The following is a 12245-nucleotide window of genomic DNA, read 5'->3' as shown; positions in this document are numbered from 1 at the left end:
TCTGCGTCCATCGCTGGGAGGAGCCCGCATGTCCGAGAAGTCAGTAGCCGGTTTTTGGTTCGATCCGCTGTGCCCGTGGTGTTGGATCACCTCCCGCTGGATTCTCGAGGTCGAGAAGGTTCGCGATATCGACGTCGACTTCCGGGTGATGAGCCTGGCCGTGCTCAACGAAGGTCGGGACCTGCCCGAGGAGTACCAGGAAATGATGAAGAAGGCGTGGGGCCCGGTCCGCGTCGCGATCGCCGCCGAGCAGGCGCATGGCCGCGAGATCCTGTCGCCGCTGTACACCGCGATGGGCACCCGGATCCACGATCAGGACAACAAGGATTTCGATGTCGTGATCGCCGAGTCGCTTGCCGAGGTGGGATTGCCCGCCGAGCTCGCTGAGGCAGCCACCTCCGACAAGTACGACGACGAACTGCGCAAGAGTCATCACGAGGGCATGGACGCCGTCGGCGAAGACGTCGGCACCCCGACCATCCACATCAACGGCGTGGCGTTCTTCGGCCCCGTCCTGTCCCGCATCCCGCGCGGTGAGGAAGCCGGCAAGCTGTGGGACGCCTCGGTCACGTTTGCGGCCTACCCGCACTTCTGGGAGCTGAAGCGGACGCGGACCGAAGCCCCGCAGTTCGACTGAAATTTCCCCTCCGGTTGCGCGCCGGCTCGGTAGGGACAATTTTTAGTCCATGACAGTGGCTGACCCGACCGAGCCGAGCGTGCAATCCGACGGCACCTACCGCGACAAGCTGGTGGCCGTCGAGCCCGGTGGCAACGAGTTCATCGCGCACGAGGATCGGCACGGGCAGCCGCGTCAGCTGTTCTGGACGTGGACCTCACCCAACCTGGAATTCGCGACGATCTTCGTCGGCGTGCTCGCGGTTGCCGTCTACGGAATGACCTTCTGGCAGGCCGTCGCCGGCATTGTGATCGGCACCGGGCTGGGCGCGATCGCGCACTATTTCCTGTCCGCCCGCGGCCCCCTGCACGGCGTGCCGCAGATGGTGTTGGGCCGGTTGGCATTCGGGTTCAAAGGCAATGCGGTTCCGGCCGTGCTCATGTCGGTGACCGCCGGGGTCGGCTGGTTCGCCACCAACAGTGTCAGCGGCGCCTTCGCGCTGTCCACCCTGTTCGGCATCGGGCCGCTGGCGGCACTGGTCATCGTCGTGTTGATCCAGACCGGGTTCGCTTTCTTCGGCCACAATCTCGTTCAGGCCTTCGAGCGCTGGTCTTTCCCGGTGCTGGCGGTGATCTTCGCGGTCGCCTCGGTCGTGATCCTCACCAAGTCCCACTTCGACGCACCCGCGATCGACGGCGGCGTCGGCGGTCTGGGCGGGTTCCTGCTGACCGTGGGTACCGCGTTCGGCTACGCCGCAGGCTGGACGCCCTATGCCGCCGACTACACCAGGTATCTGCCGGCCACCGTGTCGACCGCGCGCACCGGACTGTTCGCCTCGCTGGGGCTGTTCCTGTCGTGCACGATCCTCGAGATCGTCGGCGCCGCATCGGTGACCATCGGGCCGGCATTGTCCGACAACCCCACCGAAGCGTTCACCAGCGAGCTGGCTTCGCCGCTGGCCAAGGCCACCCTGCTGGCCATCGCGGTGGGTGCGATCGCCGCGAATGCGATCAACATCTATTCCGGCGCAATGGCTTTCGTCACCATCGGCGTCAAGCTGCCGCACCATATCGCCCGCGCCCTGGTCACGGTGTTCTTCGGCGTCGCGGGATTCTGCATCGCGTGGTGGGCGCTGGCCGACGCCGCCGCGAGCTACGAGGCCTTCCTGCTGATCATCGCGTACTGGATCGGACCCTGGCTGGGCGTGGTGTTCGCCGACCAGTATCTGCGCCGGGGCCAGCCCATCGCCGGATTCCTCTACGACCGCAGCTACGCCAACTGGGGCGGATTCGCGTCGTTCGGCCTCGGCCTGGTGGTGTCGGTGCTGCTGTTCTCCAACCAGGAGAAGTTCGTCGGCTACATCGCCAGAGCGGTGCCTACCCTCGGTGACATCACCTTCTTCGTCGGCTTCCTGATCGCCGGGGCAAGTTATCTTGTGCTATGCCGATCCAAGATCACCGCCGAACGCACCACGGTATGACGCCGGAAGCGATGCTCGACGTCGCCTACCAGGAGGCTCGAAAGGGCTTGGCGGAGGGCGGGATTCCGATCGGTGCCGCGCTGTTCAGCGCCGACGGGGAGTTGCTGGGCAGTGGCCACAACCGCCGTGTCCAGCAGGGTGACCCGTCGCTGCACGCCGAGACCGACGCGTTCCGCGCGGCCGGCCGCCAGCGCGACTACCGTTCCACGATCATGGTGACGACGCTCTCGCCGTGCTGGTACTGCAGCGGGCTCGTGCGCCAGTTCAACATCGGTGCGGTGCTGATCGGGGAGAGCCGGACGTTCGTCGGCGGCCACGACTGGTTGGCGGAATCCGGCGTCGACGTCACACTGTTGGACGACGAACGCTGTGTGGCGATGATGACCGATTTCATCGCCGAGAACCCGGAACTGTGGAACGAGGACATCGGAGTCGCCGAGTGATCGCCACCATCGACATCTCCCGCTGGTACGCCGGGGGAGAGCAGGCCGACGCTGTCGCCGCCGAACTCGACGCGGGGCTGCAGCAGGCCGGTTTCATCCTGGTGACCGGGCACGGCATCGATCCGGACCTGGCCGCAGGCGTTCGGGCCGCGTCGCGGAAGTTCTTCAGCCTGCCCGACGACGTCAAGCGCCGGTACTCGGTGCCGGTCGGCGGCCACGGCTGGATCGCTCCCGGTGCGGAAGCCAATGCCTACGCCGAGGGCACCGAGACGCCGCCCGACCTCAAGGAGAGCTACAGCCTGGGCGCGGAAACGGCCGTCGGCGACCCCGAGGTCGACCGAATCTGGTTCGCGCCCAACGTCTGGCCCGCCGAGGTGGCCGAGCTGCAGCCGCTGGTCGACTCCTACACCTCGGCCGTGCGCCGGCTGGCCGACGACCTGCTGGCCCTGATGGCGCACGCGCTCGGACTGACCGAGAACCCGTTCGTGGCCCTGGCCGACCGGCCGACCTGGACGATGAACATCAACCACTACCCGCCGGTCAGCGTCGTCGGCGAGCCCGAACCCGGCCAGTTCCGGATCGGCCCGCACACCGACTTCGGCACCGTGACGATCCTGGACCGCGAGCCCGGAGCTGGTGGGCTGCAGGTCTTTTCCGAAGCCGACGGATGGGAAGACGCGCCGTATGATCCCGCGGCGCTGACCATCAACATCGGCGATCTGCTCGAGTACTGGAGCGGACGGCGCTGGCCGTCGGGCCGGCACCGGGTGCTGCCCCCGCAGCCGCACGCACCCGAAGAGGACCTGATCTCGCTGATCTACTTCTACGAGGCCAACTACGACGCCCTCGTCACGCCGCTGGAGCCGCCGGTCGGGCGCGTGCCCGGGTTGTCGCCGGTGACGTCATCGGCGTTCATCAAGGAACGGCTGGACGCCATCACCGTTGGCTGACGTTTGACCGGGAATCGCATCGAGATCGGCAATTTCCCTCTTGCTCAACGTGATAGCGCCGGCATCGGCATTCTCCTCGAGATGCCCGACGGATCCCGTGCCGGGGATCAGCAGAACGTTCGGCGCATGGGCGAGAAGCCACGCCAGACCGACCTGAGCGGGCGTCACGCCACGTTCGGCGGCGATCCGAACCACGACAGTGTTGTTGGCAACCTTGGGGAAACCAGGAAAGCCGGACCCCAGAGGAAAGTACGGGACCCACGCGATGTCGTTGGCCGCGCAAAACTGCAGGCAGTCTTCGTGGGTCCGGTCGAGCAGACTGTAAGCGTTTTGAACACAGGCGATTTCAGCGGCCAGGGCTTGCTGCACTGTCTGCAGCGGGACGTTGCTGATCCCGATCGCGCCGATCTTGCCTTCGTCGCGAAGCGTGATCAGCTCGGCGAGCTGATCGTCGAGGTTGACGACCTGGTCGCCGTCGGCGATCAGTCCGGGCCCGATGTCGGCGCGGCGTAGGTTCACCACAGGAATCTGGTCGAGGCCGAGGCTATCGAGGTCGAGTTCGACGGAAGCGCGCAATTCGGCAGGTTTCTGCGCCAGCGTCAGTGGCACCTCGGCGCCCGGTGCTGCGCGCGCACCGACCTTGCTCACGATCACCACGTCCTCGCGATAGGGCGCGAGAGCACGCCGGATCCGCCGGTTCACCTCGCCGTCGCTGTAGAACGACGCCGTGTCGATGTGGTTGATGCCGAGTTCGACCGCTCGGTGAAGCAACGACACAGCGTCGTCGACGGCGACGCTTTCGAGGCTCATGGCGCCGTACCCGACGCGGGCTACCGAACGATCGCCCAGCCGGGCTGTGCCTCCGGGCTCTGCTGCCGCCATCATGGCGCTCCTCACATGTCATACTCGGCGATGCGGAGGTACCTCCGCTTAATCGACGATAACAAAACGGAGGAGCCTCCGCTATGGCTGAGCGGTCGGACGCGCTGCGCAATCGCGAACGGCTGCTGGCCGCCGCCGCGGCGGCGTTCGCGGCAAACGACGGGCCGGTGTCGCTGGAGGGCATCGCTCGCGATGCCGGCGTCGGGATCGGCACGTTGTACCGACATTTCCCGAACCGGGAGGCGCTCACCGAGGCCGTCTACCGCACCGAACTGGCCGAGGTCGCGGCGTCCGCGGCGAAACTGCTGGACAGGCATCCGCCGACGATCGCGCTGCGCCGATGGATGGACCGGTACGCCGAGTTCGTCGCCGCCAAGCGCGGCATGGCCGAATCGCTGCGCGTGGTCTTCGAGTCCGGCGCCGTGGTGCCCAGTGACACCAGGGCCAGCATCCTGGGCGCGGTCGATCTTCTGCTCACCGCCGGCGCGGCCGACGGCAGTGTGCGTACCGAGGTGCGCGCCGACGACCTCGTCTCCAGCTTGTTGGGCATCACTCTGGCGAGTAGTTCGACCGAGCAGACTCAGCGGATGCTGGACCTTCTCGCGGCCGGGGTGGCTGCCCGTTAGGGTTACGGCCATGCGTGTCTACCTCGGCTCTGACCATGCCGGATACGAACTCAAGCAAGCCGTCATCGAGCACCTGAAAAACGGTGGTCACGAGCCGATCGACTGCGGCGCCTACAGCTATGACGCCGACGACGACTACCCGGCCTTCTGCATCGCCGCCGCGGTGCGCACTGTCGCCGACCCGGACAGCCTGGGCATCGTGCTCGGCGGCTCCGGCAACGGTGAGCAGATCGCTGCCAACAAGGTGCCCGGCGCCCGCTGCGCGCTGGCCTGGAGCACCGAAACCGCATCGCTGGCCCGCGAGCACAACAACGCTCAGCTGATCGGCATCGGCGGCCGCATGCACACCCAAGAGGAGGCGTTGGCGATCGTTGACGCGTTCCTGTCCACCCCGTGGTCGAAAGCGCCACGGCACCAACGCCGTATCGACATCCTTGACGAGTACGAGCGCACCCACGTCGCGCCGCCGGTGCCCGGCGCCCCAGCCTGACCTGTGCCGGAAGGGCATACCCTGCACCGGCTCGCGCGGCTGCATCAGCGCCGGTTCGCCGGCGCCCCGGCGGCCGTCTCGAGCCCTCAGGGCAGGTTCACCGATGCCTCGATCGTCGACGGCCGGGTGTTCACCCACGCGTCGGTCTGGGGCAAGCACCTGTTCCACCACTACGACGGCGGTCCGATCGTGCACGTGCACCTGGGGCTGTACGGCACCTTCACCGAGATGCCGGTGCCGATGCCGCTCCCGGTCGGTCAGGTGCGCATGCGGATCGTCGGCGACGAGTGGGGTACCGACCTGCGCGGTCCGACGGCCTGCGAGGTGCTCGACGAGGCGCAGGTTTCGGCCATCGTGGCCCGGCTCGGGCCCGACCCGCTCCGCCGGGATGCCGATCCGGCGCTGCCGTGGTCCCGAATATCCAAGTCCCGCAAGACTATCGGCGCATTGCTGATGGACCAGAGCGTGATCGCCGGCGTCGGAAACGTGTACCGCAGCGAATTACTGTTTCGGCATCACCTCGACCCGTATCGGCTGGGCCGGGACGTCTCCGAGGCCGAGTTCGCCGATGCCTGGACCGACCTGGTCGCGTTGATGAAGGTCGGCGTGCGGCGCGGCAAGATCGTGGTGGTGCGGCCCGAGCATGATCACGGTGCGCCGTCATACGCCCCGAACCGTCCGCGCACCTACGTATACCGGCGCGCCGGTGAGCCCTGCCGGGTGTGCTCGACCCCGATCCGGACCGCCGAATTGGAAGGTCGCAATGTGTTCTGGTGCCCCACCTGCCAGGTGTGATCAGCGCCGCCGGTCCGCACCCGCGAGAATGCTTGTATGGAACTGATTCTCGTCGTCGTCGGTGCCATCGTCGTCGCGGCGATCGCCAAGAACCGTGGCCTGGAACCCGCGCTGATGATCGTCGTCGTGGGTATCGCCGCATCGTTCCTGCCCGGGTTCACCGCGCCTGAACTGGACTCCCACGTCCTGCTGTCGGTGGTGCTGCCACCGCTGCTGTATTCGGCGGCGCTGGGCTTCTCGTTTCCGGCGTTCATGCGCAACATCAAGCCGATCCTCGGCCTCGGGGTGGGCTTGGTCGTGGTCACCGCGTTCACGGTGGCCGCGGTGTCCGCGACGCTGGTCGTCGTTCCGCTGACGTTCGCGACCGCGCTGGTTCTCGGTGCCATCGTCGCGCCGCCCGACGCGGTCACCGCGGTCGCCGTCGGCCGCAAGCTGGGACTGCCCAAGCGGGTGATGACGATCCTGACCGGCGAGAGCCTGATCAACGACGCCGCCGCGCTGGCGTTGTTCTCCATCGCCGTCGCGCAGGTCGCAGGCACCCACACCTTTATCGCCAACCCGTTGCTGCTGTTCGGCTACAGTGCGCTGCTGGGTCCGATGGTGGGCGTGGCGCTTGGCTACGTGACCCTGTGGATTCGCGAACGCCTCAACAGCGCCAGCTTGGAGACGATCCAAGGTCTGGTGGTGCCATTCGCCGCGTACATCACCGCCGAGCGATTCCATGCCTCCGGCGTGCTGGCCGTGGTGGCTGCCGGGTTCATCGTCGGCAGCGGCACCCTCAGCGCCGGGTACCAGACCCGGCTGCAGGAGCGCTATGTCTGGCACTCCGTCGACGTGCTGCTGGAGGCGTTCGTCTTCGCCTATATCGGTCTGCATCTGCGGTTCGTGCTGGAGGATCTGCGCGACGCCCACGAGTCGCTGGCGGAGATCGGCATCGCGGCGCTGGTGGTGCTGGCGATCGTGCTCGTGATCCGTCCACTCTCGGTGTTCGTGATGTTCGGCCGCGGGGTGCTGTCCCGTCACGTGGACCGCAGGCTGAGTGTGCCGGTCCCCGAACGTGGCCGCGGTGCACTCGGCGTTCGCAAAGCAGACAAACCAAAAGGCAAGTGGCGCTCGATGATCGACCACACAGCGCTGACGTGGCAGGAGAACGTCGTGGTGTCGTGGACCGGCATGCGTGGCGTGGTGACGTTGGCCGCCGCGGCTGGTATCCCGCCGACTGTTGCCAGCGGCGAGCCGTTCCCGGAGCGGGCCACCATCCAGGCGATCGCGTTCGCCGTCGCCGTCGGCACGCTGCTGCTGCAGGGGTGGACGCTGCCGCCGCTGATCCGCCGTCTGCATCTGTCCTCCCGGGAGGACGACCGGATCTACGACCGCGAGGAGACCTACAAAACCGAGCACACCGTGCACATGGCGGCCGACGAGGTGCTGGCCCGGTTCGAGGCCGAACCGCCGGCGGGGCTCGATCCGCACGTGCTCACCGAGATTCGCAACTGGATCGCTCGGCATTCCAAGGATGCCGACGAGATGCCCGACCCCGAGGAACACGATCTGCGCGCGGAGGTGTTCTCGACGCTGTACCGCAATGTGCTTGCCGCACAACGTGCTGCGTTGATCGCCGAACGCGACGAGGGGCGCATCGACGACGAGGCGGTGCGCGCGATGCTCGACCGGCTGGACTTGCAGGAGGCCAGCGTGACCGCCCGGATGGAGAGCCGGATCTAATTCCCCGGGTCGCTACGCTCGCCCCCTCGCCTGCGGCCGGGCGGTACCCCCAGCCCACCGGACCTAGAAGTCGCCGAACCCGCCGCCGAAGTCACCGCCGCCGAAGTCGCCACCGCCCCAGCCGCCGCTGTCGCCGAGGCCGCCGCCATCCCAGCCGCCCCCGTCGCCACCCCAGCCGCCGCCGTCGCCGCCACCCCAGCCGCCGTCCTGACCGCCGGCGTCCAGACCCTGGTCAAAGCCCTGGTCGTAGCCTTGGTCGAAACCCGACCCGAAGCCGTTCTCGAATCCCGAAGCGCCGTAGTCGACGCCGTGCATGCCGGAGAACAGTGCGTCGAACAACAGCACCGATCCGACACCCCAGGCGCCGGCCACCAGTGCCGTCTTCCACCACGGCTCGGAGTACCAGCCCGCCGGCACCGGACGCCCCGCGACCCGGCCGCCGGGATAGTAGTTCGGGGTCCGCTGGCTCGGCGTCGGGGAGGCCTCGATCTCGCGGCCCTCGAACTGCACCTTGCGGTCCTCGGTCACCGCGCCCGCGGCCTTCTGGCCGGACACCGTCTCCAGCTCGGGGCCTGGATCCATGCCCATCGCGGTGCGGGCGGCGCGCACGTAGTACAGCCCTTCGATCGCGCTCTCTTTGGCCAGCATCGCCTGCTTGGCGGTGGTGGCCTGATCGATCTGAGAGGAGGCGGCGGTGAACCGCTCGGAGGCGTCGGCCAGCGCCTGGGTGGCGGCCTCGTTGTTGCCGGACAGATTGAGCACCTGGCCGCCGAGACGCTCGATCACCCGGCGGGCATCGGCCTTGGCGTCGGCCAGCGCGGCCGCATTGCGATTGCCCGAGGCCCGCGACGAACTCACCACCGCCAGCACGATCACACCGATGACGACCAGGATGAGCACGACCAGCACACCATTCATGGCGTCCACAGTACCGATCCTGTGAAAGTGCTCCGGAGAACGAGAATTAGCTCATCGAAGCACGCCGAGGGTGCGGTACACCTCGTCGCTGAGCGCGGTGCTGCGCGGGTCGGCATTGCACTTGGTGGCGTCGAAATAGTTCATCACGTAGGCATATCCGATGCGGTGCTCGAGGTCGACGAAGCCGTAGGAGCCGCCCGAGCCGCCGTGGCCGAAGCTGCGCAGATTGGGGCCGGCCACACCGCGTTGATTGAGCATGTAGCCCAGGCCCCAACCGTGATCGGCGACGCGGGGACCGAGCACGACGTCGGGATCGAAGCCGCCCTGCGACACTCGCACCGCCTCCAGATGATCACGGCTGAGCAGCTTTTCCTGCGCAAGCCCGTTGTAGAACGTGGCCAGACCGAGCGCCGAAACGTGGGCGTTGGTGCTCGGGAACTCACTGACACGCCACCGCTCGAGCTCGTTGGAGCCCAGCTCGTCGTCGGGGACGAAGCCCATCGCGACGGCCATCCCGGCCATCGGATGCTCGGCGAGCGAGGTGGGATACCCCGGTGCCTGGCCGTTGGCCAGGACATCGCGAATGTGGGGCTTGTTGATCATCTCCGCGCAGCGGTGGTGTTCGGCGGCGGGCAGACCGATGTGGACGTCGACACCCATCGGCTCGGCGATCTCGGTCCGCAGATACTGGCCGATCGTGCGGCCGGTGACGCGGCGGACGACCTCGCCGAGAATGAACCCGAAGCTCACCATGTGGTAGCCCTGGGCCGTGCCGGGTGGCCACCACGGTTCGGCGGCGGCCAGCTCGGCGCACACCCGGTCCCAGTCGGCGGTATCGCTCCAATGCATACGGGTGCGAGGTCCGATCACCCCGGAGCGGTGCCCGAGCACCGACGCGATCGTGATGTCCTGCTTGCCGTTCGACGCGAACTCCGGCCAGTACCGGGAGACCGGGGCGTGTAGGTCGAGCTCGCCCCGATCGGCGAGCAGATGCACACACGTGCTTGTCAGCCCTTTGGTGCCGGAGAACACGCTGGCAAGCGTGTCCTGGCGCCACCGTCGGCGCCTGCGGGCATCGGCGTAGCCGCCCCACAGATTGACCACCAGATCCCCGTCGACCCACACGGCCACCGCGGCGCCGACCTCATCGCGGGAGGTGAAGTTCGCCTCGAATGCGTCGCGCACCGCGCCAAAACCCGCGGCGCACGCACCGCCGATGGGGATGTGGTCGCTCAACGCGCCTCCTGGCCGCCGGGTATCGCCTGAATCTACGGCGGTCAGATTAGCCAGCAAAGTTGTGAGGACGATTGGAGCGGAATCGAAACCACCCTGTAATTAGCGCCGATGACGGCGGATGTGTTCACCTGGATTTTCCGGCCGGTTTGGCGTTCTCGCAGGACCGTACGTCACGATCCGGATGTGGAGATTCCCGATACGGGCATTCCGCCGGCTCTCGCGAGCCGGATGACGATGGCCGAGCAGTACGAATGGCATCAGAGCTATCTGCGCGCCCGCCCGGTGTCGCGGCGCAACTTCCTGCGCGGATCGGCTGCCGCGGCCGCCGTGGCGGCGGTGGGGGCCGCCCCGTTCGGGCGACGCGCCTACGCCCAGGATGCGCCGCTGGCGGTGGCCGGCCGACGGGTCGGCTACGGCGCCGACGCATCGAGTCAGCTGCGGCTGGCCGGCCAGTTGTCGCGCAATCCGGGCGCCACCAAGGTCTTCCTCGACCACGGTCCGACGCCCGGGCTCGGCGCGACGGTCGAGGCGGAGGTGCGCAACCTGGTGACCCAGATCCCGGACAGCAGCGGCGGGGTGCTGTCGGCCGAGCAGTTCTACGTCCACGCGCCTGTGGACGGGCTGCCCGGGCGAACCCCGCATTTCTATCGGTGGCGCACCGACGACGGCTTCGTCAGCGACGTCCGGTCCGCGGCTACTGCCATGCCCAGTGCGCGAAATGCGTTGGGCTGGTTCCGGTTCACGATGATGGGGGACCAGGGCACCGACGAGACGCCGCTGGCTCCACCCGGTCTGACCCGCGGTGACTACGACGACAGCTATTACAAATCCGACAACGACCCGACCGTATCGCACACCGGCAACGTGCTCGATCAGATCGTGGCGGCGCGTCCGGACTTCCATGTGCTCGCCGGCGACATCGCCTACGCAGATCCGTCCGGGGCGGGCAAGCCGCCGCAATTCGTCCGAAAGGGTGAGCCGCCCAAAGGTTTCGACAAGTTCAATCCGTACGTCTGGGATGTGTATCTGAACTCCATCGAGGCCAGCGCCTCGACGACGCCGTGGATGTTCGCGACCGGCAACCATGACATGGAAGCGGCCTACCCGGTGCACGGCTACGGCGGCCACCTCGCACGGCTCGACTTTCCGGGCAACGGTCCGTCCGGCTGCCCGTCGGTCTACTCGTTCATCTACGGCAACATCGCGGTGCTCTCGCTGGACGCCAACGATGTCAGCTATGAGATCACCGCCAACCAGGGTTACTCCGGTGGTGCTCAAAATAGTTGGGTGGAAAGGACTTTGGCGGCGCACCGGGCCGACCCCGACATCGACTTCATCGTCTGCTTCTTCCATCACTGTGCCTACTCGACCACCGAGGCGCATGCCAGCGACGGCGGGGTGCGGGCCGCGTGGGCGCCGCTGTTCGATCGCCATCAGGTCGATCTGGTGTTGCAGGGCCACAATCATGTGTTCGAGCGGTCCGATCCGATCCGGGGCGGCACACCGACGCGGGCGGCCGAAGACAATGCGATCGTGTACCCGGAAAGCGATGGCACCGTGTACTACACGGTGGGGTCAGCCGGCCGGCCGCGGTACAACTTCCAGCCCGGTGAACCCGAGAGCTACCGCGGCAACGTGGCACCTGACACGTTCGTTCCCAACAGCTACGTCTGGACGGCCGACGGCCACAAGCAAACCGAAGCGGTCGGCTGGTCGAGGGTGCGGTTCCGCAACTACGCCTTCATCCGGGTCGATGTGCGGCCCGGCAACATGTTGAGCGAGATGGATGTGACAGCCGTCGACGAATACGGCCGCGAGTTCGACAAGCTGACCTACCGCAGGCAGGTACAGACGTAGCCGACAGCGATAGCCGGACGTTCTGACATGTAGCCGAACTCCGCATTCCCCGCCGTACGCAACAGGTGCGCTGAGCAGACCCTGCCGTGTGTCTTCGCCTGGCCGATCAGGCCAGTGGCTTGTGACGCGGCAGTGGGCGACCCGAGCAGTCCCGCCAGAGGGACGGTCAGATCGGCGGCAACGACGGGCGCGGCGGCCTGTTTCTGGGCATTGGTGGTGATGGCGGC

12 protein-coding genes are annotated in these 12245 nt (G+C 67.3%); 9 read left to right on the top strand and 3 right to left on the bottom strand.

Annotation, left to right across the window (positions count from 1 at the left end):
* The first annotated feature begins 28 nt into the window (after nt 1–28).
* The 4 genes from G6N32_RS18210 to G6N32_RS18195 are packed head-to-tail and all read left to right on the top strand — an operon-like array spanning nt 29 to nt 3489.
* The gene (locus G6N32_RS18210) at nt 29–637 is read left to right on the top strand and encodes a mycothiol-dependent nitroreductase Rv2466c family protein (RefSeq protein ID WP_115320783.1); all 609 of its coding nucleotides are present in this window, start codon (nt 29–31) and stop codon (nt 635–637) included.
* 49 nt (nt 638–686) lie between these two features.
* The gene (locus tag G6N32_RS18205) at nt 687–2096 is read left to right on the top strand and encodes a purine-cytosine permease family protein (protein WP_115320782.1); all 1410 of its coding nucleotides are present in this window, start codon (nt 687–689) and stop codon (nt 2094–2096) included.
* On the top strand, nt 2093–2539 hold the full coding sequence (locus G6N32_RS18200; RefSeq protein WP_115320781.1) for a nucleoside deaminase: 447 nt from the start codon (nt 2093–2095) through the stop codon (nt 2537–2539). The genes G6N32_RS18205 and G6N32_RS18200 overlap by 4 nt, the downstream gene beginning before the upstream one ends.
* Nucleotides 2536–3489, top strand: coding sequence for an isopenicillin N synthase family dioxygenase (locus G6N32_RS18195; protein WP_115320780.1), 954 nt, complete (start codon nt 2536–2538; stop codon nt 3487–3489). Before G6N32_RS18200 ends, G6N32_RS18195 begins: the two co-directional genes overlap by 4 nt.
* Here the strand turns inward: G6N32_RS18195 and G6N32_RS18190 are convergent.
* Nucleotides 3442–4374 carry an aldo/keto reductase gene (locus tag G6N32_RS18190; protein WP_410432622.1) on the bottom strand — a complete coding sequence of 311 codons (933 nt, stop codon included), beginning with the start codon at nt 4372–4374 and terminating at the stop codon, nt 3442–3444. The genes G6N32_RS18195 and G6N32_RS18190 overlap by 48 nt on opposite strands.
* Before the next feature lie 80 nt (nt 4375–4454).
* Here G6N32_RS18190 and G6N32_RS18185 point away from each other — a divergent pair, with 80 nt between their 5' ends.
* Genes G6N32_RS18185 through G6N32_RS18170 form a run of 4 tightly spaced genes read left to right on the top strand, consistent with a single transcriptional unit; the run spans nt 4455 to nt 8007 of the window.
* Nucleotides 4455–4997, top strand: a complete 543-nt coding sequence (locus tag G6N32_RS18185; RefSeq protein WP_115320779.1) for a TetR/AcrR family transcriptional regulator — start codon at nt 4455–4457, stop codon at nt 4995–4997.
* 10 nt (nt 4998–5007) lie between these two features.
* A complete protein-coding gene (locus tag G6N32_RS18180) occupies nt 5008–5487 on the top strand; it encodes a ribose-5-phosphate isomerase (RefSeq protein ID WP_115320778.1) in 480 nt (159 codons plus the stop codon).
* Between the two features lie 3 nt (nt 5488–5490).
* Entirely contained in the window at nt 5491–6282 is a 792-nt protein-coding gene (locus G6N32_RS18175; RefSeq protein ID WP_115320777.1) for an Fpg/Nei family DNA glycosylase, read from the top strand.
* Nucleotides 6283–6318: 36 nt separating this feature from the next.
* Nucleotides 6319–8007, top strand: coding sequence for a cation:proton antiporter (locus G6N32_RS18170; protein ID WP_115320776.1), 1689 nt, complete (start codon nt 6319–6321; stop codon nt 8005–8007).
* Between the two features lie 63 nt (nt 8008–8070).
* Here G6N32_RS18170 and G6N32_RS18165 read toward each other — a convergent pair whose 3' ends face one another.
* Together G6N32_RS18165 and G6N32_RS18160 are read right to left on the bottom strand one after the other, a co-directional pair.
* Nucleotides 8071–8925 carry a DUF1542 domain-containing protein gene (locus G6N32_RS18165; RefSeq protein ID WP_115320775.1) on the bottom strand — a complete coding sequence of 285 codons (855 nt, stop codon included), beginning with the start codon at nt 8923–8925 and terminating at the stop codon, nt 8071–8073.
* Between the two features lie 51 nt (nt 8926–8976).
* Entirely contained in the window at nt 8977–10161 is a 1185-nt protein-coding gene (locus G6N32_RS18160) for a serine hydrolase domain-containing protein (RefSeq protein WP_115320774.1), read from the bottom strand.
* 228 nt (nt 10162–10389) lie between these two features.
* On the opposite strand from G6N32_RS18160, the gene G6N32_RS18155 reads away from it, so the two are divergent.
* A complete protein-coding gene (locus G6N32_RS18155; RefSeq protein WP_232077797.1) occupies nt 10390–12018 on the top strand; it encodes a metallophosphoesterase family protein in 1629 nt (542 codons plus the stop codon).
* Nucleotides 12019–12245 lie beyond the last annotated feature (227 nt).

The organism is Mycolicibacterium aichiense, assembly GCF_010726245.1.
Lineage (GTDB): Bacteria > Actinomycetota > Actinomycetes > Mycobacteriales > Mycobacteriaceae > Mycobacterium > Mycobacterium aichiense.
Note: the sequence above shows the minus strand (reverse complement) of the source record. Positions and strands in the feature narration are given on the sequence as shown.

Excerpts from the sequence above, each read along its gene's own strand:
- G6N32_RS18155 (WP_232077797.1), top strand. The coding sequence starts at position 10,390 with ATGACGATGGCCGAGCAGTACGAATGGCATCAGAGCTATCTGCGCGCC.
- G6N32_RS18170 (WP_115320776.1), top strand. The coding sequence starts at position 6,319 with ATGGAACTGATTCTCGTCGTCGTCGGTGCCATCGTCGTCGCGGCGATC.
- G6N32_RS18185 (WP_115320779.1), top strand. The coding sequence starts at position 4,455 with ATGGCTGAGCGGTCGGACGCGCTGCGCAATCGCGAACGGCTGCTGGCC.
- G6N32_RS18190 (WP_410432622.1), bottom strand. The coding sequence starts at position 4,374 with ATGATGGCGGCAGCAGAGCCCGGAGGCACAGCCCGGCTGGGCGATCGT.
- G6N32_RS18200 (WP_115320781.1), top strand. The coding sequence starts at position 2,093 with ATGACGCCGGAAGCGATGCTCGACGTCGCCTACCAGGAGGCTCGAAAG.
- G6N32_RS18210 (WP_115320783.1), top strand. The coding sequence starts at position 29 with ATGTCCGAGAAGTCAGTAGCCGGTTTTTGGTTCGATCCGCTGTGCCCG.
- G6N32_RS18205 (WP_115320782.1), top strand. The coding sequence starts at position 687 with ATGACAGTGGCTGACCCGACCGAGCCGAGCGTGCAATCCGACGGCACC.
- G6N32_RS18180 (WP_115320778.1), top strand. The coding sequence starts at position 5,008 with ATGCGTGTCTACCTCGGCTCTGACCATGCCGGATACGAACTCAAGCAA.
- G6N32_RS18165 (WP_115320775.1), bottom strand. The coding sequence starts at position 8,925 with ATGAATGGTGTGCTGGTCGTGCTCATCCTGGTCGTCATCGGTGTGATC.